The sequence below is a fragment of the Halopseudomonas laoshanensis genome (assembly GCF_008365385.1).
Taxonomy (GTDB): Bacteria; Pseudomonadota; Gammaproteobacteria; order Pseudomonadales; family Pseudomonadaceae; genus Halopseudomonas; species Halopseudomonas laoshanensis.
This window is the reverse complement of sequence record NZ_QOVF01000001.1, coordinates 398,332-424,632: the sequence shown is the minus strand read 5'-3', so window position 1 is coordinate 424,632 and position 26,301 is coordinate 398,332. Positions and strand designations below refer to the sequence as shown.

At 56.7% G+C, this 26,301-nt stretch carries 24 protein-coding genes; 15 read left to right on the top strand and 9 right to left on the bottom strand.

Going from position 1 to position 26,301, the window contains the following annotated elements; genetic code table 11:
• Positions 1-369 precede the first annotated feature (369 nt).
• The 4 genes from DT594_RS01975 (at position 370) to DT594_RS01960 (ending at position 5,011) form a co-directional block, all read left to right on the top strand.
• The gene (locus DT594_RS01975; protein ID WP_149331141.1) at positions 370-1,734 is read left to right on the top strand and encodes a DUF1329 domain-containing protein; all 1,365 of its coding nucleotides are present in this window, start codon (positions 370-372) and stop codon (positions 1,732-1,734) included.
• A gap of 39 nt (positions 1,735-1,773) precedes the next feature.
• A complete protein-coding gene (locus DT594_RS01970; RefSeq protein ID WP_149331140.1) occupies positions 1,774-2,805 on the top strand; it encodes a hypothetical protein in 1,032 nt (343 codons plus the stop codon).
• Between the two features lie 63 nt (positions 2,806-2,868).
• Positions 2,869-3,657 carry an SDR family NAD(P)-dependent oxidoreductase gene (locus tag DT594_RS01965; protein WP_149331139.1) on the top strand — a complete coding sequence of 263 codons (789 nt, stop codon included), beginning with the start codon at positions 2,869-2,871 and terminating at the stop codon, positions 3,655-3,657.
• Positions 3,658-3,727: 70 nt separating this feature from the next.
• On the top strand, positions 3,728-5,011 hold the full coding sequence (locus tag DT594_RS01960; protein ID WP_149331138.1) for an MFS transporter: 1,284 nt from the start codon (positions 3,728-3,730) through the stop codon (positions 5,009-5,011).
• Here the strand turns inward: DT594_RS01960 and DT594_RS01955 are convergent.
• The 4 genes from DT594_RS01955 to DT594_RS01940 all read right to left on the bottom strand — a co-directional run bounded on the left by DT594_RS01955 (position 4,993) and on the right by DT594_RS01940 (position 9,293).
• Positions 4,993-5,811, bottom strand: a complete 819-nt coding sequence (locus DT594_RS01955; RefSeq protein WP_149331137.1) for an FkbM family methyltransferase — start codon at positions 5,809-5,811, stop codon at positions 4,993-4,995. The genes DT594_RS01960 and DT594_RS01955 overlap by 19 nt on opposite strands.
• Before the next feature lie 181 nt (positions 5,812-5,992).
• Complete coding sequence (locus DT594_RS01950; protein WP_149331136.1) at positions 5,993-6,346, bottom strand: nuclear transport factor 2 family protein; 354 nt, start codon at positions 6,344-6,346, stop codon at positions 5,993-5,995.
• A 36-nt stretch (positions 6,347-6,382) separates the two neighbouring features.
• Positions 6,383-7,660 carry a cytochrome P450 gene (locus DT594_RS01945; protein WP_149331135.1) on the bottom strand — a complete coding sequence of 426 codons (1,278 nt, stop codon included), beginning with the start codon at positions 7,658-7,660 and terminating at the stop codon, positions 6,383-6,385.
• Positions 7,661-7,703: 43 nt separating this feature from the next.
• A complete protein-coding gene (locus DT594_RS01940) occupies positions 7,704-9,293 on the bottom strand; it encodes a phytoene desaturase family protein (RefSeq protein ID WP_149331134.1) in 1,590 nt (529 codons plus the stop codon).
• Positions 9,294-9,818: 525 nt separating this feature from the next.
• Between DT594_RS01940 and DT594_RS01935 the strand changes: the two genes are divergently transcribed.
• From DT594_RS01935 to DT594_RS01895, 9 genes are all read left to right on the top strand, one after another.
• Positions 9,819-11,177 (top strand): DUF1329 domain-containing protein, encoded by a 1,359-nt coding sequence (locus DT594_RS01935; RefSeq protein WP_149331133.1) that lies wholly within the window; start codon positions 9,819-9,821, stop codon positions 11,175-11,177.
• 75 nt (positions 11,178-11,252) lie between these two features.
• Positions 11,253-12,161, top strand: a complete 909-nt coding sequence (locus DT594_RS01930) for an alpha/beta hydrolase (RefSeq protein WP_149331132.1) — start codon at positions 11,253-11,255, stop codon at positions 12,159-12,161.
• A gap of 199 nt (positions 12,162-12,360) precedes the next feature.
• Complete coding sequence (locus tag DT594_RS01925) at positions 12,361-14,022, top strand: DUF1302 domain-containing protein (protein ID WP_149331131.1); 1,662 nt, start codon at positions 12,361-12,363, stop codon at positions 14,020-14,022.
• A gap of 42 nt (positions 14,023-14,064) precedes the next feature.
• Entirely contained in the window at positions 14,065-15,414 is a 1,350-nt protein-coding gene (locus tag DT594_RS01920; protein WP_149331130.1) for a DUF1329 domain-containing protein, read from the top strand.
• A 30-nt stretch (positions 15,415-15,444) separates the two neighbouring features.
• Entirely contained in the window at positions 15,445-16,242 is a 798-nt protein-coding gene (locus DT594_RS01915; RefSeq protein ID WP_149331129.1) for an SDR family NAD(P)-dependent oxidoreductase, read from the top strand.
• 36 nt (positions 16,243-16,278) lie between these two features.
• Positions 16,279-16,725 carry a nuclear transport factor 2 family protein gene (locus DT594_RS01910; protein ID WP_149331128.1) on the top strand — a complete coding sequence of 149 codons (447 nt, stop codon included), beginning with the start codon at positions 16,279-16,281 and terminating at the stop codon, positions 16,723-16,725.
• A gap of 65 nt (positions 16,726-16,790) precedes the next feature.
• Complete coding sequence (locus DT594_RS01905) at positions 16,791-18,161, top strand: phosphotransferase family protein (protein WP_149331127.1); 1,371 nt, start codon at positions 16,791-16,793, stop codon at positions 18,159-18,161.
• On the top strand, positions 18,158-19,036 hold the full coding sequence (locus DT594_RS01900) for an SDR family NAD(P)-dependent oxidoreductase (protein WP_149331126.1): 879 nt from the start codon (positions 18,158-18,160) through the stop codon (positions 19,034-19,036). Before DT594_RS01905 ends, DT594_RS01900 begins: the two co-directional genes overlap by 4 nt.
• Positions 19,037-19,080: 44 nt before the next feature.
• Positions 19,081-20,340, top strand: a complete 1,260-nt coding sequence (locus DT594_RS01895; RefSeq protein ID WP_149331125.1) for an MFS transporter — start codon at positions 19,081-19,083, stop codon at positions 20,338-20,340.
• 8 nt (positions 20,341-20,348) lie between these two features.
• Here DT594_RS01895 and DT594_RS01890 read toward each other — a convergent pair whose 3' ends face one another.
• A complete protein-coding gene (locus DT594_RS01890) occupies positions 20,349-21,245 on the bottom strand; it encodes a helix-turn-helix transcriptional regulator (protein WP_149331124.1) in 897 nt (298 codons plus the stop codon).
• A gap of 322 nt (positions 21,246-21,567) precedes the next feature.
• Between DT594_RS01890 and DT594_RS01885 the strand changes: the two genes are divergently transcribed.
• Positions 21,568-21,963 carry a VOC family protein gene (locus DT594_RS01885; RefSeq protein WP_246164528.1) on the top strand — a complete coding sequence of 132 codons (396 nt, stop codon included), beginning with the start codon at positions 21,568-21,570 and terminating at the stop codon, positions 21,961-21,963.
• A 2-nt stretch (positions 21,964-21,965) separates the two neighbouring features.
• Here DT594_RS01885 and DT594_RS01880 read toward each other — a convergent pair whose 3' ends face one another.
• Positions 21,966-22,745, bottom strand: a complete 780-nt coding sequence (locus DT594_RS01880) for an SDR family oxidoreductase (RefSeq protein ID WP_149331122.1) — start codon at positions 22,743-22,745, stop codon at positions 21,966-21,968.
• 154 nt (positions 22,746-22,899) lie between these two features.
• On the opposite strand from DT594_RS01880, the gene DT594_RS01875 reads away from it, so the two are divergent.
• A complete protein-coding gene (locus tag DT594_RS01875) occupies positions 22,900-23,535 on the top strand; it encodes a TetR/AcrR family transcriptional regulator (RefSeq protein ID WP_149331121.1) in 636 nt (211 codons plus the stop codon).
• A 53-nt stretch (positions 23,536-23,588) separates the two neighbouring features.
• Here DT594_RS01875 and DT594_RS01870 read toward each other — a convergent pair whose 3' ends face one another.
• The 3 genes from DT594_RS01870 to DT594_RS01860 are packed head-to-tail and all read right to left on the bottom strand — an operon-like array spanning position 23,589 to position 26,236.
• Positions 23,589-24,419: an SDR family NAD(P)-dependent oxidoreductase gene (locus tag DT594_RS01870; RefSeq protein WP_149331120.1), complete on the bottom strand. Its 831-nt coding sequence runs from the start codon at positions 24,417-24,419 to the stop codon at positions 23,589-23,591.
• A 37-nt stretch (positions 24,420-24,456) separates the two neighbouring features.
• A complete protein-coding gene (locus tag DT594_RS01865; protein ID WP_149331119.1) occupies positions 24,457-25,269 on the bottom strand; it encodes an enoyl-CoA hydratase/isomerase family protein in 813 nt (270 codons plus the stop codon).
• Between the two features lies 1 nt (position 25,270).
• Positions 25,271-26,236, bottom strand: coding sequence for a VOC family protein (locus tag DT594_RS01860; RefSeq protein ID WP_149331118.1), 966 nt, complete (start codon positions 26,234-26,236; stop codon positions 25,271-25,273).
• Positions 26,237-26,301: the final 65 nt, after the last annotated feature.

Below are 26,301 nucleotides of genomic sequence, written 5' to 3'. Positions count from 1 at the left end.
AAGGATCATGATTCTTACTCTGGCAACGCTCTTATCCGCGCGTTCACCAAAACCTCTCGGTATGGTTTTGTTTTACCCAGGGTAAAACGATTTATAGCCCTCTCTTCAATCGATTCACAAACCTTGAGAGAGCGCCGCTGCCCTCTGCGAGCCGCAGCAGCATTGGGCTACAGCAAAACATCAAAGCTCCAGCAAAAACCTCTCAAACCTTCAATTACGTCAATATCAAAATTCTTCCAAAAGAATGGAATTCTGTATTGTGGATTAATCGATATGGCTCTGCTAGGTTGAATTCACCGCACAAACTCACGGAAAGAAATGGCGGCAGAGCACTGAACATGCACAAAAATAAAAAGCTGGAGAGCCGTAATGAAAAACCGACTGATGATGTGTATCGCCCTGAGTGGCATCTCGACATTTTCCCTGGCAGCGGTCAGCCCCGAAGAAGCAGCCAAACTCGGAGACAGCCTGACGCCCTGGGGAGCCATCAAGGAAGGCAATAGTGAAGGCACCATTCCGGCGTATACCGGAGGGCTGCGCACAGCGCCTGAAGGCTTTGAGCCTGATTCGGGATTCTGGGTTGATCCCTACAAAGACGAGGAACCGCTGTTTCGTATCGACGCCAGCAATATGGACCAATACGCCGACAATTTAAGCGCCGGACAGAAACATCTGCTGCAAACCAATCCGGACTATTACCTCGATATTTTTCCCAGCCACCGCACTGCTGCTTATCCAGAGAAAGTCGTCGAAGCAACCATTCGCAATGCCACCGAGTGCAATACCGAGAAAGACGGGCTGGCTGTGGATGCCGCGTGCCGTGGCGGCCTGCCCTTTCCCATTCCCCAGTCGGGCAACGAAGTGCTATGGAACCAGCAACTGCGTTACAAGATTGGCTCTGGGTATTCGACTACTGCTTCATCCAACAGCTGGATTATCGATTCCAACGGCAGTGTGACCAAGGCTGCCGAACAGCAAACCTTTGAAGAAATGCCCTACTACCAGGTGGACCAGGACGACCGCAATCCCGAAATGTACGCCCGGGTGTTCTCTCTTAACCGATACCCAGCCCGCCGTGCAGGCGAAGTAACCGTCCTGGCCGACTTTCTCGATCCCATTGATCAGCCCCGCAGGGCCTGGAGTTACTCCCCTGGGCAGCGCCGCATCAAACTGGCACCGGAGTTCGCTTTCGACACGCCCGTCGCCAGTCAGGGCGGCGTCACGCTGTTCGATGAACTACAGATGTTCTCCGGCAGCCAGGAGCGGTTTGACTACAAACTGGTCGGCCGCAAGGAGATGTTTATTCCCTATAACGCCTACGAGTTCTATTTCGATTGTGGTCAGGAGGAACAGATGCTCGAGAAGCATGCGAACCCTGAATGTGAGCGTTGGGAACTGCATCGTGTATGGGTCGTAGAAGCGACCCTCAAATCAGGCAGCAGACACGTGTATGCCAAGCGTACCTACTACCTGGACGAAGACACCTTTGGCGTTGGTTTGTATGACGCCTGGGACCAGCAAGGCAGCCTCTACCGCTCTATGTTCCTCAGCGGCGTGCAACTCTACGATCTGGACATCCCCTATAACGTTAAAAACGTGATCTATGACTTCAACAAGGGAATGTATGGCGTGATCAACGATGGGTTGAAAGGCGGTTATCAGTTTGATCCCACACCTCTACCCGAGAGGAATATGGCCCCCGAGTCAATCGTCTCGCGTTACAGCCAGCGATAACCTAACCCCCCTAAGTCATCCAAAAACAATGAGAATGCTATGCGAACTTTTACAACGATTCCTGAACGCGGCGATTTTGGTTACCAGCAACTGGTTGGCCCCCACAAGGTAACCGGGCCAGCGATGGCCGGTGAGCGTGGTTTCTTCGGCCTGCAGTTAAGCAAGAGCTCTCCATTTGGCTCGGTGCGCGACGAAGAGGGCAACATCTATTCTTTCGTTCGCTCACTGCTCGCGCCCAACGGCACGCCCAATCCGACCAAGTTCATCTATCAAACCAACCATATCGATGGTCAGCATTTGCGCATGGATCAAGAGCGCATGGCCGCCCAAGCGCCCACGCCTATTCCGCTGCAGACGCTGGAAGGCGACACTGTCACCTGGACCAACCAGCCTGACGAGCCGGGCAATTCATGGAAGATCACCGCGTCGAGTGAAAAGCTTACCTGGAAGGAGGACGGCCTGTTTGAGCTGGAAGGCAAATTACTTGGGCCTGGCCTGCAGTGGTACTTGCCTGGCGTTGAATGGGGCACCTTCTACGTCTCCCAGCTCTGGGATATTTCGGGAACCTGTGAAGGCCGCCCAGTGAAGGGCGCGATGGCGCTGGACCAGTTCTACATGGCCGAGGGCGGCGCCATTCACTTCAAGAAGGACCTGGTGGTAAACAACAAGATGCACGTGATCTGGTGGTCATTCGTGACCATCTACAAGGACGGCACCTGGGACTCGGGCTCCTTCATGGTCGGTCATGAACACCTTGGCTATGCCATTTTCATGAATGAAAAAGGCGAAATACGCACCACGACCGATATTGAAGGGTTGGCGATGCACAAGGACGGTAGTTACTTCCTCGATTCGGCACGCATCATCCTGGACGGTGAGGAAGAATGGGAATTCCTTCCTGCACCTAAGGGCGAAATGATCGATTTCGTCGGCGGCTTTCCGATCACCGCCCAGCAAGAAGGACGCTGGCGTCGAGTGGGCGATGAGCGCGAACCAGACCGCTGGCTGGCCTGGGGTGAGTCCGACCGTCGCAACGGCACAGCCCGTAATGTGCGGGGCGCTGATCTGTAGCGCGGCTTCATGCCTGCCTGCTTTGCAGGCAGGCAACTCGATTCGACACTGCGGGAGCAACACATGAGATTCAAAGACAAGGTTGTTCTGGTGACAGGCGCCGGGCGCGGCATGGGCAAAGCCATCGCGTTGGCCTACGCTGCGGAAGGCGCCAAGCTTGTGGTCTCAGCAAGAACACCGAAATACGGTAATGAGACGGTCGAGCAGATAAAAGCGCTGAACTGTGAAGCGACCCTGGTCGGCGGCGATATAGCCGACCGGGCAGCGATAAAGTCCATGGTAGAAGGTGCCATTGATCACTTCGGCCAGCTGGATATTGTGGTCCATTGCGCAGCGGATACCGCCCACGGGCTGATCACCGAGATGCCGGACGAGACCTTCGATCATCTGGTACGCAGCAATATCCAGTCCCTGTTCTGGCTAGCCAAGGATGCCGCGCCGCACCTCACCAAAGCGGAGAGCAAGGGACGCATCATCTTCATTTCCTCCGGCGAGGCCAATCGCAAGTACACCCCCACGCTGATCCCCTACGGCTCAAGCAAAGCCTTCATGAATGCCTTTGCCCGCGGGCTAGCCGTCGAATTCGGTGCACTGAATATTCTGGTCAACGTGGTGGAGCCGGGCCTGATCGGCACGGACCACATGATGAGCACCCTGGGCGAGGAGCTACCCCACCTGCTGGCGGAACATTTTCCGGTTCCCCGATTGGGGCAATCGGCTGATATCGCTTCAGCAGTGTTGTTCCTTACCTCAAACGAGGCAAGTTACATCACCGGTACCTCGCTGCTGGTGGATGGCGGAGCCACCATGGTCGCTTTACCCAAGATCGAAGAATTACTTAAAAAGTCATAAAGATAACCATAAAAATAATGCTGATCGCGCGCCGGCTTGATGCAGGCGCAGGTGCCGTAGGAGTTGCAAAATGTCCGACCACAACCTGTCAAGTCAACCAAGGCTTGATCTCACCGAATTCCGCCTGGGCTGGCGACTTCTGATTCTCGGCGTATTTGGCGTTGTTACCAGTATGAGTGCGGCCCTGCTCTACGGTTTCGGCACTATGGTCATCCCGCTTCAGGAAGCCTTTGGCTGGAGCCGTGGCGAACTTCAGGCTTCCATTACCTTTCTTTTCGCCGGCGTGGCGGTCGCCTCGCAGTTGCTCGGATGGCTGTATTCGCGTTTCGGTTTGCGCCGTGTGGCCATTGTCTCGGTCATTCTGCAGGTTCTGTGTTATGCCGCCCTGACCCAGCTCAATGGCCATATCGCCTGGCTGTATTTCGCGTTTTTCGCCATGCCGCTGCTTTGCCTGGGAACTATTGCCATCACCTGGACCCAACTCATAAGCCTGTGGTACGAGCGCAACCGTGGGCTGGCGCTGGCGATCATCCTGAGCGGGACCGGTGTGGCGGCGTTGATCGTTCCGCCCTTGCTGGCCTGGTGCATGGAACGCTGGGGCTGGCAGGCAGGCTTTTTGTTGCTGGCGGTGATGCCCCTGGTGACCACGCTGCCGATGGCGCTGCTGTGGTTGCAACTCCCGGCAGCCGAGCCCCAAAGCGCTCAAGGAAAAGCTCGCACAGCCCCGCTGGCGGCGACCGGATTCACCTTTGTCGAAGCGCGCAAATCCCGGACCTTCTGGATATGCAACCTATCACTCATCCTGTCCGTATCGCTTATCGTTGCCATGGTCACGGTGATGGTGCCTTACCTGCAGGACAAAGGCGTACCTGCACTTACTGCCAGCCAGATCTTCAGTGCCTTCGGCGCATCAATCATTGCCGGACGGCTGCTGGTTGGCTACCTGCTTGACCATTACTCGCCCATCGTCATTTCCGCCGCTGCGCTGTTCACCCCGGCCATAGGTTGTCTTATCTTGCTGGTGACGGGGCCAGAGTCTACCGCCCTGCTGGTACTGGCTACGGTCTGCATAGGTTTAAGCGCAGGTGCGGAGTTTGATATAGCCGCCTTTCTCATGGCTCGCTATTTCGGCATGAAAGACTATGCGCGCATTTTTGGGTTACATCTGGGTCTGGTCACTATCGTGGCGGGTATGTCTCCGGCTTTTTTCGGCTACATCCATACCCAGTACGGAAACTACGACCCGGTCATCATGTATTCGCTGGTCGCGGCAATAGTGGCATCCCTGACCCTGTTGACGCTGCGCTCGGCAAGCGCATTCCAATCCCGGCCCTCTCAACCAGAAATGGCTTGAGATCGCTCGAACACCCAGGTCTGGGACCTGACATGGCAGAGACGGAAACCCTGGCCCATTATCGTATTGACCACGCTGACGGTGGCCTCATCGCCTATATCAGGTGTATGTAACTCGACCATGATCAAGCGCAGATCATCGGGCAACTTTGCAGGCAACAGTCCTACTTCCGCGCCCTCGATATCCAACACCAGAACGCTGGGGCAGATGCTTTCCAGTAAATCGGAAATCCTCGCGACCGCAGTCTGCACCGGCGTGCCCGAACCATGATCCAGCACCGAACTCCACCAGTATTCATCCTGCACGCGAAGGGTCAGCGTATCGCCTGCATAGGCGTCGGCCACTACCGCCGCCGTAATCAGTCGGCATTCCTGCCCGTTAAGCTGGACGTTCTGGCGGATGATTCCATGCATGACCTCGTTGGGCTCGACGATGGTGACCGGATTACCCGAACAGCGAGCCGCCAGCGAACCGGTGATGCCCGCACCGCCGCCACACTCCAGCACCCTGTCCCCCGGCCTGATCATCTTCTCGATCAACTCGAGATCCGCTTCCTCGTAATCACCCAGGGCAAAGTAGTAAGCCATGCGCGGGCTGAAACCCCTGGCCACCCGTATTTTCAGGGGGTGCAGCGGGTGCTGCAGCACCACGGGCTCCGGCAGGCTGTCGAGCCATTCACGGATCTGCTGGATTTGCTCCAGATCATCTGGTTCATCGTGCGGCCAGACGTTCAAGCCGCGCTGTGAGACAAGTTGCCGACGCGCTTCAATGCGCCAGCTCTCCAAGAGTTGTTTGTTCATAGGGACTATCCTGGATGGGAATTGCTCGGCCTGGATCGGGATTGGCTCGAATAAGAACGCCCGCGGTGATCATAGCAGGCCTGAGCTGTGCATTTGCGCGCAGGAATCGCGCGCCACATGGCACCAGACACGGAGAAACCGCAGCGTTACTGCGGTTGCTTGGCGGCAAGCTGTCGGCCCGTCACTGCTTGATGAAGTAGCGTACCAGCGTCCTGCCCTCCTCAAACTTGTACAACTCAATGGTTTCGATAACACCGCCACCATCGCGCATCACATTTCTGTGGTGGCAAGCCGCCTCATTGGCGGCAATGATCGACAACGCAACCTCCACGCTGAATTTGCTGTTCTGCTGGTCCCACATGCCTTCCAGCACTGCGAAACCCTCCATCACCGGCCGGCCCAGATACTCGATATCCAGCCCGTTGGGAGATATTTTTCGGTAGTGCTCAAAGAAGCCATCCCGATCGCCGGCATTCCAGCATTTGAGCTGCCCATGCAGGAAGTTTTTGATCTCTACGTTATCAACATTATTCATTGGTCTTCACCTCTCAAGGCCGGGCTGGCGTGAGTTTCAATCCCAGACGGCATGAATGAACTTTGCGCCACGCAGTTGCGCTCCGGCAATCTTCGGCGCGGGCATGTCTGGATCAAGACGGATATTGGGGAACAGATCGAGAATGCCGTTAATCGCGCTGTTGAGCTCTACCTTCGCAACAAACTGCCCAATGCACATATGCGGACCAAACCCAAACCCCAGCGAAGGTCGCGACTTGCGGTCCAGATCAAAGGCGTCTGGATTGTCGAAGGCGTCCTCATCACGATTGGCAGAAATCACCATGCATTGAACCATTGCCCCTTTGGGCAACATAACGCCACCGATCTCGACATCCTTTGAGGCTTGGCGAATCTTGAAAGTTGCTACCGGTTCATAACGCACGGCTTCATCGATCAGTTTGCCGATCAGACTGCGATCATTGCGCACTCGCTCCAACAACTCGGGGCGCTCCAGCAGCAGCGTCATCACCGAACTAAAGGTCCGGGTGGTAGTTTCCCCTGCGGCCGGTAATAACGAGCGGACAAAGGTGGTCACCTCATGATCATCCAATGCCCGGCCCTCGTATTCGGCATTGATCAGGCGGCTGATCAGATCATTCCCTTGAGTGCCCTCGGCGCGCTTGCTAACGACCACCTCTTTGATCGCATCATAAAGGCTCTTTACCGCCTGGCCAGCCAGAGGCCCATAGATCTTGGCCTTTTCCGGATCAATCTGGTTAGCCGCCACCAATGCCAACGCCCAGCTCGCGTACTTTTTGAACTTTTCCGGATCATCGGCAGGAAAACCCATCAGCGCATACATGGCGCGAATTGGAAAATAAAGACCAAAGTCCATTAGATTGGCTTTCTTGTCTGCCACCATGGGCAACAGGAACTCTTCGCGGATGACCCGATCAATCTCGGGTCGCCATTCGTTCACGGTCTGCGGCATGAACACCGGCTGCAGCAGTGCGCGGGTGCGCCGGTGCTGCTCGCCATCCATCGCCAGGATGATCAGTCCATCAAAAAACGCACCCAGTCCTTCGGCGATGAAACCGCTGGTGAAGGTGTCGGCGTCACGCAGAACCGCCATTATGTCCTTGTACTTGAACAACGTGACTGCACACTTGGCCGCCTTGGCGCCAGCATTGGTCGGCACCTTGAGGTAGGTGTCAACAAAGTCGCCTTGCATTACCGGTTCGTTGTGACGCTTGTCCCGACATAGGCCATGGATATCGACGTCCGAACCAAGATAGGTGTCCGAGACCGCATGGTAGGCGGCTTCGATGTCAAGTTCCTGGGCTGCGAGTGACATAGGGTGTCCTCCTGTTAAGAATGTAATTTTTGTTATTTGATCGTTAGGGGTTCTTCGCCAGATAACTGGCCACGCGCTTGGCTGCCAGACGGCCAGCCATGCCATTCACGCCGCCACCGGGATGAATGCCGGCACTGCCCAGATACAAGCCTGCGACCGGCAGGGTATCGCCGCCCAGCCCGTGAGCCGGGCGCATGGTGCTGGAGCGCATAGAGGTGGTGTCGATATGCACGACACATCCATTCACCGTGTTCAGACGTGCGGTAAAATCCGGCGCGGCTTCGATCCGCCGACCTATGACATGCCCCTTGATGCCTTCTACATAGGCCGAGAGCTGATCGATGACCTGATCTGCAACAGCTTCCCTGATGTTATCCCAGCCCGCTTTCGGGTTGACCGGCATGACCGGCGGGTAGATGTAGACCACGTCCTGGCCGGCCGGAGCCTGGGAAGGATCCGCAGCGCTTGGAGTGGCCATGGTGATATACGGTAGCGTAGGTACTTCACCCCGGGCGCAGGCGCTAAAGCTTTCCAGCACGGCTTCCTCGGTACCGATCAGCAGGCAGGTCTTGCGCAGGTCGACGCCGTCGCCCCGGGCTTGTTCGAAGCGCGGCACGGAAATCTGACCGTCCAGCGCCACATCCACCTTGAGCGGCCCTGAGCCCTTGGCATTGGCTGGCGCCATGGCGATACGGGTGAGCAGGTGCCTGGGCATTTCGCCAGCCGTCACCATTTCCAAAGCCACTTTAGGATGGCAGCCGGCGATGACCGAGCGGGCCGTGAACTCGCGTCCATCGGCCAGCTTGACGCCTTTCACCGTTCCTTGGCTGGAGACGATTTCCGTCACGGTTGCAGAGGTAATGACCTGCCCGCCCAATTCTTCGAGCCTGGAGCGCATGGCATTGCTCAGTTGCTGCATCCCGCCGAGCACCCGACCAACACCAAAGCGGTGAAGAAAGCCCAGCAAGGCATAGTAGATACCGCCGCCATCAGCGGTGATATCTCCGGCCAATCCAGTCAGGGCGCACATCGCGGAAATGGTGACCGGGTGCTCGAAGCGTTCACGTGCTGCCTGATGCGCGGAGCCGGTCAGCAGACCCATCAATTCAGGCTTGAGCTTACGATTTTTCAGGGCGCTGCCTATCACTTTCAGCTTGGCCCCGAAGTTCAATTTCGCCGGATCAACGCGCATCATTGGGAGAGCAATTTCCAGGAACATGTCGATAACGTTCATGAACTCCAGAAACGCCTGAGCGTCATTGTTGCTGTAGCGCCTGATCTCCGCAGCGGTTTTCAGCCGATCTCGCCAGAACACCAGCGAGCTCCCATCCGGGTGCAGATAAACGTACCCTGGCGCCAGCTCGATGGACTTGAATCCGTGGCGCTCAAGGTCCAGTTCCTGGGGAATGTGGGAATGAACACGCATCGACATCATGTCCAGAGCGCAGGGGTGTACCAGATGCTCGGGGGCTTCAGGGATCAGATACCCCGACGATGCCATGCCGCCCACTTTGTCGAGCGCCTCCAGCACCAGCGTCCTTTTCCCTTCCAGGCCGAGATAGCAGCCCGCCGACAGGCCGTTGGTGCCGCCACCTACGATAATTACGTCGAAATCTGTCTTGTTGTTATTCATGGTTGTATCCCTTTTTCAAGCTGGTGAGCACCCTATAACAAAGCTTGCCCAGGTGCTGCGCAACCGTTTTACCCTGAGTAAAACGATTGGCACTGCTCACCGATTTCGCCAACAGGTGTGTTTTTACCATAGCACTTACAATTCTTATTGCAGAATATTAATCTGCATATGGAATTAAAAAAGGATCTCTGCTACGGTTTACTCAGGCATTGCTGACAGTTCGAATGACTTTCCGACGTCCTTCTACGCTGCGTTAAAAGCATTAGCCGCTAAAAAATAAAAATAAAAGGACAGAAAAATGAGCACAGATCTGGATCATTCCGGACGCTTGTCATGGTCAGCACGTTTAACAGTGTCTTTTCAGACGCTGCTCGGCCAGTGCAGCCCACGCTTTCCCATCACTACCCCCAATCAATCATGGAACACTTGCGATGGTCGCGGAGCTCTGGGTCAGCCCAGCGCCACCTATGGCCGGCTTTGCTCCAGCAAATCTCGTTCTAACAACATCAATAACGGAGAACGTTCATGAAACTGAATATTGCTATCGGTTTGTTACTGGGCGGACTATCTGCCGCCTCCTTTGCGGCTGTGAGCCCCGAAGAGGCAGAGAAGTTAGGGCAAAGCCTGACAGCGGTGGGAGCCATTCAAGCAGGCAATGCGGACGGTTCAATTCCTCCCTATGAAGGCGGGCTGCGCGACGCTCCGGAAGGCTTCCAGCCTGACAGCGGCTTCTGGGTCAACCCGTTCAAGGACGAGCAGCCGCTATATCGCATTACCTCAGAGAACATGGCTGAGCACGCTGATCTGCTGAGCGCCGGTCAGAAGGAAGTACTGCAGCGCAATCCCGAATATTATATGGATATCTATCCTTCCCACCGCACAGCGGCCTATCCAAAGGAAGTGGAAGAGGCAAGTATCCGGAATGCCACCACCTGTAATACCTCCAATGAAGGTTTGGCGCTCGAAGCCGATTGCCGCGGCGGAATTCCCTTTCCCATAGCACAAAACGGCAATGAAATGATGTGGAACCTGCTGGTGCGCTATAACGACGGCAAGTTTGGTACTACTACCTCCTCATCCGATACCTGGGTAGTCGATCGTAACGGCTCTGTTACTCGTACAGCCAACCAGGCAACCTTTGTCGAGCGGCCTTATTACCAGACTGACATCCCCGGCCGCGATCCTGAGTTGTTCTACCGCGTTTATTCGGTGACCAAAGCGCCAGCGCGCAAGGCCGGCGAACTGACAGGATTGATGGACTTCCTCAACCCTACCGCTCAGCCACGGCGAGCATGGAGTTATACACCCGGTCAACGTCGCGTGAAGCTTGCCCCGGAATTCAACTACGACACGCCAGTTGGCAGTATGGGCGGTCTGGAACTGTTTGATGAACTGTTCATGTTCTCCGGCGTGCAGGACCGGTTTGATTTCAAATTGGTTGGCCGCAAGGAAATGCTGATCCCATACAACCAATACAAGTTCTACTTCAACTGTGATGACCAGTTCCGGACAGCGCACGCCAATCCGGAATGCGAGCGCTGGGAAAAGCACCGCGTCTGGGAAGTGGAGGCAACGCTCAAGCCTGGTATGCGCCACGTATACAGCAAGCGCACCTACTACCTTGATGAAGATACCTTCGGCGCTGGCCTCTACGATGCCTGGGATCAGAACGGCGAGCTGTACCGTTCAATGATGATGGGTGGCGTGCAGTTCTATGATCACGACATTCCCTATATCGTCAAACACACCATATTTGATTTCAACAAAGGCATGTACGGCATTATCAACGACGGCATGACCGGTGGTTATCGCGTGTTGAGCGAAGCCAGAAGCGAGCGCGAGCTCAACCCCGAAGCGATCGTATCGCGTGAATCTCAGCGTTAATTGATCGCCCCTCTGAGCCCTTCAGTTGCCCACGCCGCTGAAGGGCTTTTTTTTGTTTCCTGAAAGGACCCCACCATGCAGAAAATCAAACTGACGTGGAACATCAGCCATCTCACACCCTACTCCACGCCCGTCACCCTGTCTGGCCAACTTTTCGCTGCAGATGATCTGACTGCTAACAACGGCACGGTAGACCTACTGGTGTGCCTACATGGTGGCAGTTGTTCCAGTGATTATTATCATCCTGATTATCTGGATCCTTCTTATAGCTTTGCCAGATACATGACCGGGCGCGGTTATCTGGTGTTGGCCATCGACACCCTCGGTATGGGCGCCAGCAGTATGCCGCAACCCGAGAACCAACTAACGTTGGAAATGATTGCCGCTGCCAGCGACTTTGCCACACGGCAAACCGCCGCTGGACTGTTGGAAGGCGAATGGCTGCAGCTACCGCCGCATTGCACGTTGCGACTATCCGGGCTGGGCCATTCCATGGGCGGAATGCTGGCAGTTTACCAACAGGGATGCTTTCAAACCTTTGAGCGGCTGATTGTAGCGGGCTGGAGCAACCTGCCTCTGGAGCTGGGCGACACTGACGTAGCCAGCGTGCAAGCAAGTCTTGCTGCGGGCGGTTACATCGCAACTGACCGGCAACCCATGCGCGGCTTTTTTCACCTGCCTGATGTCCCGGAGCAGCTGATCGAACGTGATAATCAGCACGCCGGCCTGACGCCTGTAACCCTCGCATTGGCTGCACTTACCCCTGGTGCCGTGACGCGCGAAGCCGCGGCCATTGGTTGCCCGGTCATGCTGCTGTACGGCGAAGTCGATGTCAGCCCTGACCCGCAGCGCGAAGCAGCATTCTATCCTCTCGCCTCTCACAGCACGGTCACTCTCATCGGCTGCGCCGCCCATATGCACAACATGGCTTCATCAAGGCTGCAGGTCTGGCAGGCCATGGATACTTGGCTACAGGAGAGCTGAGGCGGGCTATTGAAAAGGCGAGGCCGGGTTGCTCTTACTGACCTCGCTTCGCCCAGCAACTTGGCCGGGTTCAGCGCCGAACGCAGTTCATCGATAGGTACAGACAGTTCAGCGATAGCCCTACGCGTTGTCCCCTCCGCCCCCGTGACGTTTACTGACAACGGTCAGATTATAAAAACAAGATCAACGGAGAAGCTCAATGTTCAAGCCAGAGTTTTCATTACTCAGCAAGGCTGTAGGACTCTCAGTCTCGCTTGCCTGTGTCAGCAGTATTCAGGCAGCAGAATTCGATACCGGCAATCCCGACCTGAGCGGCCGCTGGGACAATACCATTCGTTACAACCTGGGCGTGCGCGCCGAAGGCCGCGACAACGCACTGGGCAACAACGCTACCTATGACGAATCAAACTACAAGTTTGATCGCGGTGACGTGGTAACCAACCGTCTGGATGTGATGAGCGAGTTGGAGCTGGCTTACAAGAGAACCCATGGCCTGCGCATCAGTGGTGCGGCCTGGTACGATCAGGCCTACGCCGATACCGATATCGAGACCAATCCGGGCAACATCTACTATCCAGGTGCGCCTGCCGGACCCAGTACCAGCAGCTATATCGGTGATCGCTACTCATCCCACACCAAGCGCTACCACCAGGGTTTGAACGGTGAGCTGCTCGATGCGTTTTTGTTCACCCGGTTTTATCTCGGCGATGCGCCGGTCAGCCTGCGTGCGGGACGTCACACTCTCTATTGGGGCAACGGTCTGCTGATCCCCGGGCACGCTGTTTCCTATTCGCAAGCCCCTCTGGATGGCCGCAAGGCTCAGGCAAATCCCGGCACTGAAACCCGCGAGGTATTCCTGCCGCTGGCACAAATCTCAGGCCAGGCCCAGGTCACTGATCGGCTCTCCCTCGCGGCACAGTATTTCCTTGAATGGGATTCAACGCGCGCACCTGAAGGCGGAACCTACCTGGCCTCTGCCGACGTGGCTCTGCAAGGCCCGGACCGCTTGCCCGTTGCCCCCGGCTTTGCCTTTCCCATTGAAGACCCGCTAGAACCCGACAACCGCGGCAACTGGGGCGTCATGGCGCGTTACAGCCTCGATTTCATGCAATCGGATATCAGCGCGTTCTACCGCGAGTTTGATGACTACACCCCCTGGGGCCTGCAAACCGGGCCCAGCTCTGCCCGTTATATTTACGCCGAAGACATCAAGCTCTACGGCTTGAGCTGGTCAGCGGGGCCGGTACTCGGCGGTGCGTCGGTGGGTGTTGACCTGTCTTATCGTGAAAACGCTTCGCTGATATCCAGCCGATTTGATCTGGCAGACAACCAAGGCGCGCGAGGCGACACCTGGCACATGGTCGCCAACGCGCTCTGGCTGCTGCCTTCAACACCGCTTTGGGACACCGGCTCGCTGATTACCGAGGTCGCCTATAGCCATCTGGACAAAGTCACCGAGAATGCCGATCAGTTCCGCGGCGAAGGTTATGGCGGCTGTGTCAACCAGGATAAGGACTGGGGCTGTGCTACCCGCAACTATGCCGGGCTGGCGATCAACTTTACCCCGCAGTGGCTGGGCGCTCTGCCCGGCTGGAATATCTCCGCGCCTATGAGCCTCAACTACGGTCTTTCCGGCAATGCTGCCACCGGCGGTGGCAACGAGGGCGATTACAACTTCAAGGTGGGCATCAAAGGCGTGCTGGACGAGCGCTATGACATCAGCCTGTCTTACATCGGCTATGGCTCCGACACCATCACCCGCAATGTTCCAGGCGTTGGAAACACCGTGGTAGGGGGTAACGGCAGCATCGGCCTCTCCGATCGTGACTGGGTATCGTTGACCCTGAGCACTGCGTTCTAGGCCAACGACCATCAGACATAACAATAAAATTGGGAGTACTCCATGAAGATGAATCAGATTGCAATCAGCTTGCTCGCGGTCATAGCTACCTCGGCGCTGGGTAACGAGACATGGACCGCCGATGACCTGGGCCAGGACCTTACCCGCTTTGGTGCGATAGCCTCTGGTAATGAGGCCGGTACCATTCCCGCTTACACCGGCGGCCTGGAGGTGCCCGCCAGCCTGAAGCCAGCCGACGGATCCTGGCCAAATCCCTTCGCCGATGAAGAACCACTTTTTCGCATCAGTGCCGAGAACGCCGACGAATTTGCCGACCAGCTCTCTGCCGGGCAAATGAAGCTGCTCAAGCAGTATCCGGATACCTATTACATGGACATCTATCCGACCCACCGCACGGCGGCGTTCCCCGAGTCCTTTCTAGCGGCGACCGTGAATAACGCGGGCAACCCGGAGTGTAAATCGCTGCACGACGGTTTATCCGTCAGTGAAGCCTGCCGTGGCGGGCTGCCCTTTCCGATTCCGCAGAGCGGCGAGCAGGCCATGTGGAACTACCTGCTCAACTATCAGGGCGTCAACGGTTGGAACTGGAATCATAGCGCCTATGTGGTCAATAAGGGGCGCGTGACCCTGACCAACACCAACCGCTCCACCGGTGAAAAACCATTTTATCAACTGGATGTGGAAGGACGTGACCCGAAGATCGCGAGCCGGATCTGGTCGCGCATCGTCGCTCCGGCTCGTACGGCGGGCACCGCCTCCGGTTATTGGGATCACCTTGATCCAGTGGAAAATGATCGCTACGCCTGGAGCTATTCGACTGGGCAGCGGCGCATCCGCAAGGCACCGGAGTTTTCCTACGATACGCCCAATGCCGCGTTCGGCAGTGTGTCCTTCTACGACGAAATCTTTCTGTTCTCCGGCAAAATGGACCGCTTCAACTGGACGCTGGAAGGCAAAAAGGAAATGTTTCTGCCCTACAGCAACTACCAGTTGAAATGGGGTTGCGACATGGACACCAAACTGATGGAAAACCACATCAACCCAGCTTGCGAGCGTTGGGAATTGCACCGCGCCTGGGTTGTTTCAGCTGAGCGCAAGGAAGGTGTGCGGCACGCACAGAAATCCCGCCGTTACTACATTGACGAAGATACCTTCGGCGCAGCCTTGTACGACGCCTGGGATGACAGCGGCGAGATGTTCCGCTCGGGCGCGCAATACAACATTCAGGCCTATGGCATCCCGAATAATCCGCAGCAGGATTCCTACTCGCTGTACGACTTTACCCGCAGCCAGTACGGCATGTTCGGCAACGGCCCAACGCGCTACCGCGAGGCGCCGATTATGGAGCGCGAAGCCAATCCGCAAACCATCGCCGCTGGCCAAAGCCGTTAACGCTGTGCTGATTCCAGACTGGAGACTTCCATGAACAGACTTGCAGGGAAAGTAGCCGTGATCACCGGCGCCGGGAGCGGTATTGGCCGCGCCAGCGCCATCACATTTGCCGCTCAGGGCGCCAAGGTTGTAGTGACCGACCTCTACGCCGACGCTGCGGAGCGCGTCGTGCACAGCATCACGGCGGCGGGCAACGAAGCGACGGCGCTCAAGGTTGACGTTGGTCAGGAGTCCGATCTCAAGCAGATGATAGCCGCCACCATCGAGACCTACGGCCGCATCGACATCCTCTTCAACAACGCGGTCAACAAGAATCCAGACACAGCGCGGGATGTGGACTTCATCAACTTCAATGAAGAGCTGTTCCACGCCAACATGCGCGTCAACGTGCTGGGTGGCGTGCTTGCCTGCAAGCACGCCCTGCCCCACATGCTGAAGCAAGCCTCTGGCTCGATCATCTTCACCTCGTCCACCAGTTCGATTGCCGGGGAAGTCGCCCAGTTCAGTTACGGCGCTTCCAAAGCGGCACTCAACTGGTATGTGCAAACCATCGCCGCCACCTTCGGCAAGCAGGGGGTTCGCTGCAACGCGATCCTGCCCGGCGTGATCCGTACCGCTGCGCTTGAAGGCTGGGCCAATGAAGAGATGACCCGCGCCTTCCTCGACTTGCAGAACGTGCCACAGCTGGGTGAGCCGGAAGATATCGCCAATATGGCGCTGTTCCTCGCCTCCGACGAGGCGCGCTATGTGAACGGCGCCCTGATGCGTGTCGACGGCGGCATGAGTTGCGGAACGCCCATGGTCCCGGTCGTCCGCGCCTACCTCTGAGCACGAACCTCAACCTACTCCGACGAGACTTATGCCATGGGCTTACGACAAGAACAGATCATCAGGGAATTCTGCGCCACTTGGGGCGACGGCACCGCTAAATCGCGACCGCAGCTGGACATTATTTTGAACATGATGAGCGAGGACGCCGTCTGGCAGCTTTGGGTGCCCGGCGGGCCAGTAATTCGCGGCCGCGCTGCGTTGCGCGACGAGATCCAGCGGCAAATGAGCTACGTCACCCACAACCACTGCGTTATCCGCAACATCGTGTCCTCGGACAGCATCGTCATGACCGAACGCGATGACTACGCCGTCTCCAGCGGCAAAGCGATGCCGCATTCCATGGTCGCGGTTTACGAGCTAAATGCTGAAGGCAAAATCACGGCATGGCGCGAATACCTCGACACCGCCGACCTGGCGAAGAAAAAGGGCGTATCGCTGGATCAGGTTGGCGGACCGGAACTGGCTACCGCAAAGACCTGAGCACACTTTATTTATTTACACGGCCTGGCGCTGCTAGGCCGAAGACGCTTATTCGTGGAGTAAAAATGAACATGGCCTTAGACAATGCCGGTAGCGAGCAGTTGGTCGAGCAGAAAATACGGGATTTCATCGAAACGCTGCTGGGCGGGACGGTGGTCAGCACAGACCGGCTACCGCGCTGGCGCCCTGCCTGGAACATGGAACTGCAGCGGGGCAATGAAATACTCAAATTACACATCCGTGGCGACCGCGGCGGCGATGTCAGCCCGTTTCCGGATGATCTGCGCCGCGAAGCGGATACTCTCGCGCTGCTCGGTCAGCAGGGCGTTCCAGTACCGCATATCTATGGCTTCTGCGAGGACCCGCTAGCCATCGTCATGCAAGCTGTACCCGGCACCCGAGACGTTTCCGCCGCCAGCGACGACGCTGAGCGTCTGAGCCTGGCCAAACAATACATAGACGCCATGGTCGCCATGCACCAGCTGCCACTGGATGACTTTGTGGCCAAGGGCATCGCGCTACCCGAGGGCGCCGAAGCCATTTCGCTGGCCGGGCTAGATGCCTATTACCCGCTTTACGCGCGCAATAAAACCCGACCGCAGCCGCTGCTGGAATTTGCCCTCAACTGGCTGCGCCGCAACGTCCCGCAGCATCGCAGCAAACCGAGCCTGGTGCAGTACGACTCGGGGCAGTATCTGTTCGAGAACGGCAAGCTGACCACCCTCTATGATTTCGAATTCGCGATGATCGGCGATCCCTTGGCCGATCTGGCATCCGCGCGCATGCGGGACAACTACGAACCGCTCGGAGCGCCTTTCAAGCAGCTCTACGAATATTATCAGCAGGTCAGCGGCGAACCGCCCGAACCCGACGTGGTGCGCTTTCATACCACATTGTTCTCCACCGTCAGCACCATGCAGTTCTCCTCGACGGTCGCGACGCCAAAACCGGGAGACCCCCACGATACTTATATTGAATTCGACATTGCCCTGCGCCGCGTAGTGGTCCATGCCCTGGCGGAATCAATGGGCGTGGCAATCGAGACGCCAGCAAGCTCGATCAAACCAACCGGACCCAACGCCGAACTGCTGAGCATGCTCCGCGATGCGGTTGAACAGGTCGAAGTGACTGATCCATTCCAGAGCACCAAGCTGAACGCCGTGCGCAAGATCGTTGAATATCTAGGCAAGGCCGACGCCATGATGCTGGAGCTGCAGGCCCAGGATATGCGTGAAGCCCAAGCACTGCTCGGCCAGCGCTTTGAAGATCATCAGAAAATGGAGGCTGCACTGGAGAGCTTCGTTACCACAGCGGGGGCCGAGCATGACCTACCCCTGTTAACACTTTTTGCTTCGCAGATTGAACGACGCGTTCAGGTGTTCGGCAGCACGGCTATTGGCGCCTCAGCCAGTCATATTGATCTTCCTCCGCTATGAGCCTGCACAAAGAGCGTTTCAGAGCGGGTATTCCGGTAAGGCGGATCAACCGACTGGACGATAAGCCCACATTTCAACTGCGATATGGTAACTGGGCGCTTATCGCGGGGGCATCCCATGGCATCGGTGCAGCCTTCGCGCGCCAGCTCGCAGCGCAGGGCCTGAATTGCATTCTCGTTGCCCGAAACGAGACAGCGCTTGAGTCACTGAAAGCCGAGATTGAAGCGCAACACGGTGTTCAGGCGCTATGCGTGAAACAGGACCTGTCGGCAACGGATGCTACCGCGAGGCTGCTGGAAGCCACCGGCACCCGTCAGGTCGGCCTGGTGATATACAACGCCGGCGGTGACCCCTTTATCAGCCAGTTTCTAAACACCGATGCCGAGCAGTGGATGAAGCTGCTCAGGATGAACACGCAGACAGTCATGGACATCAGCCACGCATTTGGCGGCCGGATGATAGAGCGGGGCCGCGGCGGGTTGCTGCTAGTGGGTTCACATGCCGCTCTCGGTGGTGTGCGCAAGCTGGGTATGTACTCCGCAACGAAGGCCTTTTCGCTGAATCTGGGTGAATCGCTGTGGGCTGAGTGGAAGGACCAGGGCGTTGACGTGCTCAATCTACTGGTCAGCACCGTGGATACGCCAACGATGCGAGAAACCATGCAGCGATTGAATATTCCCAATGCCATGACCATGCCATTGCCGCAGGCGGACGACATCGTCTGCCTGGCTCTGCAGCAACTGCGGAACGGGCCGACGCTCATTCATCCTGAAGATCTTGCAGTTCCGGCGGGCGAAGCGTCACCCGGCAGCCTGAGGCGAGATCACGTGATAAGCAAAAGTACCGAGGCGGCTCAGTTTATTGGCAACGACTGACGCAGTACCGCCTCATCTGACATTATCCTGAACGGGCATAGACCATGAAACAGTTCGATAACAGAGAATTCAAGATCGGCTGGAAGATCCTCATTCTTGCCGTGGTAGGCGTCGCGACCAGCTCCAGCTCGCTGTTGCTATACAGCTTCAGCTCAATGATGATCCCGCTAGAGCAGGCACTGGGCTGGGGCAGAAGTGAATTACAGGCCGCCATCACTGCTCTGTCGCTCGGCACCATAGTCGCCGCTCAGTTGGCGGGCTGGCTCAACCTGAAGTTTGGCCTACGTATTGTCACCATCCTTTCATTGATCGCGCTGTCAATCAGCCTGGTGTTACTCACCCAGGTAAAAACCACGATATGGAGCCTGTATCTGGGGTATTTCCTGGTCCCGCTAGCGGGTTTAGGCACCTTGCAGATTACCTGGTCCCACCTGGTGAATCTCTGGTTTGTGGAAAATCGCGGGCTGGCGCTGGCCATCATTCTCAGCGGCTCAGGGCTCGCCGCAGCCGGATTACCGCTGCTGATTACCTGGTCGGTTTCAACCTGGAACTGGCAAGCCGGATTCATCGCGCTGTCGCTGCTGCCGGTGCTGATTGCACTGCCATTGACCTTACTGTGGTTGCTGCCGGTTAGAGTTGAAAGTGGCACGGTAACCGCTAAGCAGCCCATATCCCAGAACGCCGCAGGCGGCATGTTGTTAGCAGAGGCACTAAGATCCTGGCGTTTTTGGTTGTGCAATCTGTCTATGACTCTGGTAGTGGCCTGCGTAGTCGGACTGGTGACCAATATTATCCCGCTGCTCCAGGACCGTGGTCTTAGCGCCGTCGAGGCCGGGCAGATCTTTAGCGCCTTTGGTATCTCGCTGATCTTCGGACGCCTGGTCGTAGGCTATCTGATTGACCGCCTGTGGGCGCCAGGCGTAGCTTCTATAGCGCTACTCATGCCCGCTGTTGCCTGTCTTATTTTCGCGCTAAGCAGCGGCAATACGGCGCTTTATGTTCTGGCGACGATGCTAGTGGGTATTGGCGCCGGAGCGGAGTTTGATATCGCCGCCTTTCTTATAGCCAAGTATTTCGGCATGCGCGATTACGGTCGCCTATTCGGCATCCATCTAGGATTGATTACCGCAGGGGCCGCCGCCGCACCGCTGCTGTTCGGCGCGCTTTACAGCATGACGGGCGACTATTCAGGCCTGCTCATCTTCAGCACGGTTTGCTTTGTTGTCGGCCCATTGATGCTGCTGTTGCTCGGAAGCTACCCTGTTTTTCGGCAGACAGACACCGACGCCGCGCCTGCTTTTTAAGCAGCAGTTTATTGGTGCACCTGGCGGAATGCTTCAGGCGTCATACCGACCTCTTTACGGAAAGCTGCCGTAAAGGAGGCCGGGCTGAGGAACCCGGTATGGTAGGAGATTTGCTTGATCAACATGCTGCGATCCAGCAATAGCGACTTTGCCCGGCGGATGCGGGCCTGCGCTACATACTGGCGTAGCGTCAGGCCAGTGGTGCTTTTGAACTGCTCTGACAGGCGCCTGGCGGGCATATCCAGTACATCCGCAAGCTGTTTTAGGGAATTGCTTTGCTCGGGTACCGACTCGACCAGTTCACGCAAGGTTTTCAGCTGTTGCGAGCTCAGCTTTCCTGAATCGGTGCCGACCTGCGAACTCAAAAACTGCCGATGCAAATCAAGTGCGATGCTGGTCAACAGGCACTCGGTATGCAGCTCACTGGCAAAACCAGGGGCGGCAACCTCTTGCGCCAGACGCTGCAGCGACATTTGCAGAAAGGGATTTTCCAGATTCAGCATGCTGTCGCTCAAGCAGCCGTCCCATTGCCATTGGATGCCGGCCAGCGGCCCCATGATACTTGGGTCGAACAGACAGATCATGGCCTTGTATTCCGACACCCCGTGACGAAACTGAAACTCTGTATCGCGTGGCAAAAACAGCACTTGCCCAAGCGATTGGAAGTCACAATTGAGTGCGGGAAAGCGCCCCTTGTTATCCGAAAAAGGTGACCAGCGTCTAGCGGGTGTCGGCAGGACCAAACGCAGCAGGCAACTTTCCTTTGCCTGAATCACCGCGGTGCCAGAGTTCGACCAATGAGCATGCTGGATATGAATATCAAAACCGGCATCCACCAATCGAGACTCTGTCAGAAACTCCCCGGCAGCCGCCGGATCATATTCATCATAATTTACTGAATACATGGATTTACTCTCAGCGATTATTTTTATTGGGAACCGCTTTATTCAACTTTCAGACTAACCAATCATCCTCATTAAACAACCCATAAATAATGATTTAAGGTATTGGAAAAACCAATATTCAATTTGCCCTATCAGGGCTTAATCGGAGTACTGGAATACTTGCCCTTTACAACGAACGAACCCAAACTTCCTATCACACCAAGCAGCTCGCGAACACAAGATGAGGCCAAGGCCAGCCATGTTTTTTTGACGGTTTAAGCCACCCTCTGGGCAGACCGCTAAACCCCTTTCTGATTACGACAGGCACAGCATGATTCTTAGAATGGACCACTTCACTATCGTTACCGACCAGCTCGAGCAGACGCAACACTTCTATGAAAACCTGTTGGGGCTTGAATGCGGACCAAGACCGCCCTTTCCAGTGCCGGGACTGTGGCTTTATGCCGAAGGCCATCCGGTGCTTCACGTGATTGCCGTCGATCATATGCCCAACCCTCGCCGGGGTGTGCTCGACCATATGGCGTTCTTTGCGCAGGGCTTGGAGGAAACGCTGGACCAGCTAGATCAGCACGCCATTGACTATCGGATTATCCGCGCCCCGGGCGATGTTCGAACCTGGCAGGTATTCTTCAAAGACCCCAATGATGTGGACGTTGAACTTGATTTTGCCGCCGAAGAACAAGCCCCGGCCGACTGGAAGACCAGAAGCAAGGGCTGAGCTCAGATCAGGCCGCTGTAGGCACCACCGTCCAGCTGCAGATTCTGCCCGGTGATATATCCCGATTGACTGGAGCATAGGAAAAGGCAGGCGGCGGCGAATTCCTCGGGCGTGCCGAAACGCCCCGCTGGCACCGGTGCCAACATCTCCGCTCGGGCCTGCTCCAGGCTTATATTCTTGTGCTTGGCCAGTTGGCCTGTCATGTAGGTAAGCCGGTCCGTAGCGATACGCTCGGGTAGAACATTGTTGATGGTGACGTTATCGCGCACCACCTCTAGCGAAAGCGCCTTGGAAAACGCCGTAAGGCCGGCCCTGGCCGCCGTTGAGAGGCCCATCGGCAAGCGCGGCGACTTGACCATTGCCGAGGTGATGTTGACGATCCGGCCAAATTGCCGGGCGCGCATCCCGCCCACCACGGCCTGAATCAGCAGAATGGCGCTGAGCATATTGGCTTCCAGAGCCTGCTGCCAGGTACCAAGATCCCAATCCTGGTAGCGTCCGGGCGGAGGCCCTCCGTTATTGGTGACCAGAATGTCCGGGGCGGGACAAGCCGCAAGCAGCGCGGCTCGTCCGGCGCCGCTATTGAGGTCGGCGACTACTTGCACTACTTCAACGCCGGTGCTGTCACGTATTGCCACGGCCGCCTGGTTTAAGCTGGCAGGGTCACGGCCATTGATAAATACCTCACATCCTTCTGCGGCAAGTGCCAGTGCGCAGGCTCTGCCAAGGCCGCGAGAGGAAGCGCAGACAATAGCCTTACGATCGGTAATATTAAGATCCATATCTACTCCAATTGCCTGCTTGCCCACGCCACAGATTTATTACAGCGCTGTCGGAATACTTTATGCTGTGGCTATATGCTGAAGCTATGGAAGGCACCGACCGAAGTTACCGACGCCCTGTATATATTTCCACCCAATCCAGAGACGGAATAATATGAATAACCCGTCAAACCGTGCAGAGCCGAACAAGCGCGATACCATGAACCGTCTGCTTGCTGCCGCCAGACAAATCTTTGCCCAGAAAGGCCTGGCCGGCGCACGGGTAGAAGATATTGCGCGAGAAGCCGGCGTGACCAAGCAACTGGTTTATCACTACTACGGTTCTAAGGAAGTGCTGTTTTCAACCGTTCTGGATGACGCCTCGCAACAGATAATGCAAGAGCTGATCGCGTTGGAAATAGATCATCTGGCGCCGGAACAAGCACTGCGAACACTGCTCAATTGCTGCTTTGACCAATATATGGAAGATCCGCTACTGGGCGCGCTGGCCCTGGAGGGCCTTCGCTATCACGAGGCAGCAGACACCAGGCCCAACAGCTTCGCCAGTCAATCTCCGGCGTTAGCCATCAAATTCTCGTCAGTGCTCCAACGCGGCATCAAAGCCGGCGTTTTCAAACCGGATATAGACGCTCGTTTGTTCCTGGCCAGCTCGGCACTGCTGATGTCTGGTGGATTTACCAACCATTACACCATGTCTGTTCTCGTCGGCTTTGACACTACCTCCAAAGAAGGCATGCGCATCTGGCGTGAACATTCGGCCAATTTCATTCTCAACAGCATCAGAAAATAGCCCGGGCCTAAAACTCCCTGGCTAGCGGCACCTCCGGCCCTATCCAACTGCTGTCACATGCTGCCGCGGCCTGACTGCTCGAAAAACGCACGCATCGCTACCAGCGATGGCGTGTGACTGCCAAAACCACCGTCCGCCACCAGAGTGGTGCCCGTTACGAAAGATGACTCGTCGCAAGCGAGAAAGGCCACCACGTCAGCAATTTGCCGTGGAGTGCCCAACTCAGGCGTCAGGTGATTATCACGCAAGATATTCAACAGCTCTGGCGGCATTGAACTGTGAGCATTTTCCGCAGGCGCCAGCCCAATCTGCACCGCATTGCCGCGCACCCCCAGTTTGCCGTATTGCGCGGCTACCAGCTTGGGCAGCATGTTCAGTGCCGCTTTGGTTGTCGCATAGCCGGTCAGGGACAGATCACCCTGGGCACCCAGTCCGGAGGTGGCAAAAATCACCGAGCCTTTGCCCTGCTTCAGCATCACCGGAATGACATACTTGGAGCACAGTACGGCGCCGCGCAGGTTCACCGCGATGGCGCGATCAAAGGCATCCATGTCCAGGTTACAGATATCACGATCTTTTTGGCGCTGATTCACATCCAGCACGGCAGCATTATTGTGCAGCACGTCAATACGGCCGAACCGGTTCATCACCTGCTCGACCATCGCCCTGACCTCATCTTCGCTGGATACATCAGTGCGTATCGCCATGGCTTTGCCACCGGCCGAGTCAATCTCTGCCGCCACACTGGCTGCCGCATCCTGATTGATATCGACGATTGCAATGGCAGCGCCATGCGAAGCCAATACCCGCGCACACTCGGCACCCAGGCCGCTACCAGCGCCAGTGATAATGGCTACACGATCCTTGAGCTTGTCTGTTGTCATTTTATGCTTCTCTGAAGTTGATAGGAGATGCCCAGCTTCACTCACCGGTGAACTGCGGCGCGCGACGCTCGGCAAAGGCCAGAGCAGCCTCCTTGGCATCCTTGGTGGTGGCCAGCAACGAAAACAGGTCCAGTTCCAGATCCAGGCCCTTTTTCAGGTCGACTTCCGAGGCCGCGCGCGCGGCTCGTTTTGCATATACGGAGGCCATTGGTGATTTACCAGCAATTTGCAACGCCAGCGCCATCACTTCATCCAGCAAGGTGTCGGCGCTTTTCGCCACCCGCGATACCAGGCCGATCTGGCGCGCCCTTTCGGCATCCAAACGTTCACCAGTAAGCAGCAGATCAAGCGCATGACCTGGCGCTACCACTCGGCACAAGCGCTGCGTACCGCCTCCGCCAGGAATCAGTCCTAGACCGGTTTCCGGCAATGCCAACACAGCATTGGGCGAAGCAAAGCGGATATCACAGGCTAGCGCCAGCTCCAGACCGCCGCCCATGCAGTACCCGTGAATGGCGACAATGACCGGTTTGCTGACCGCATCGATAGCCTCTATCCAGCGGGCGCCTTCCATCCGTTTGCGCACCTGAATGGAGGTCTCGGGCCCGCGTTTTTCTTTGATGTCTGCCCCGGCGCAAAACCCGCGTTCGCCCTCACCGCGAATCACTATAACGTGAATCCTATCGTTGCTCTCCAGACGCTTGAGGGCCGCTGGAACACCAACGCGGATGGCATCGTTGATGGCGTTGATTTGGCCAGGACGGGTGAGCACCACCCATCCCACGGCCCCGTCACAGTGCATCTGCACTGCGTCGTTGATTACTTCAGGCTGACTTTGCTCCGTGCTCATATCAGCACTCCTCGAACTCGAACAACTGGCCTCTGAGCTCAGACGGATCGATCCTGATCAGCGCCTTGCCGCCCACCGCATCGCTGGACTCGATCCAGCTGAAGGCCGTACCCCGCGCCCGCAGGTCTTCAGCCTTCGCAGCCAAATCATTTACCGCAATGCGGATGTAATAAGGGCCAGGGCCCCAGCTGTTGAGATACAGACCGGCTTCACTGTTCCAGCGGGTCGCTTCGATGATGTCCAGCGTGGCGCTATTGGCCAGGCTAAAGCCCATGCGCGCACGGCGATAGCCTTCGCCCTCGATCAGCTCAACCGGGCCTGAAGGCTCCCAGTCAAGATTGGCCGAGCAGCGGCGAAGTGTCTCGTTCAGGTCGCGCACCAGATAGCCGCGCGCAGAAACCCGCACCATATCGCCGGGCTTGGAATCGCGCGGCTGTGGCGCAGGTACCGAGAACGTATCGGCCGGCATTTGCAGCGGTTCCATGGGCATGACTTCAATACACAATCCGCCATCCACGATGGGATCATAAACTGGCTTTTCTGGCGACGCACCCAACCACAGACGGTCGAAAGGCATGTCTGGAGTACGTTGCGCCATCCGGAACGGAAGCCGCCGACGCATCAGTTTTGCGACCAGAGCATCGAACTTGTCGCCGTGCAGCGCCAGTACGATGGAATGAGTCAGCATCGGACGGTGGCGACCCTGGTACTCCTTCAAGCTTTCCAGAAAGTCATGGAACATCGGATCGCCCGGGTTGGGGCGATCCAGATGCCACTGCGGCTCGACTCGGGTCGGCGACACCGCTAATGATTTATGTACCCGCAGGAAATGGGCGATATAGGGATGGTCATCAAAAGCCTGGCGCCAGCGCTCGTGCTTGTGGATGCCCAGCTTGTCCACCAGCAATTCGGTCATCCCATCCGGGTCTGGCACCATCATGTCGGCGCTCATCAACAATTCGAACATCTTTATCTCCATTTCTTACAGGGGAGCGAAAAAAACCGGGTGTTTGGCAAGCGCTACCTCAGGTA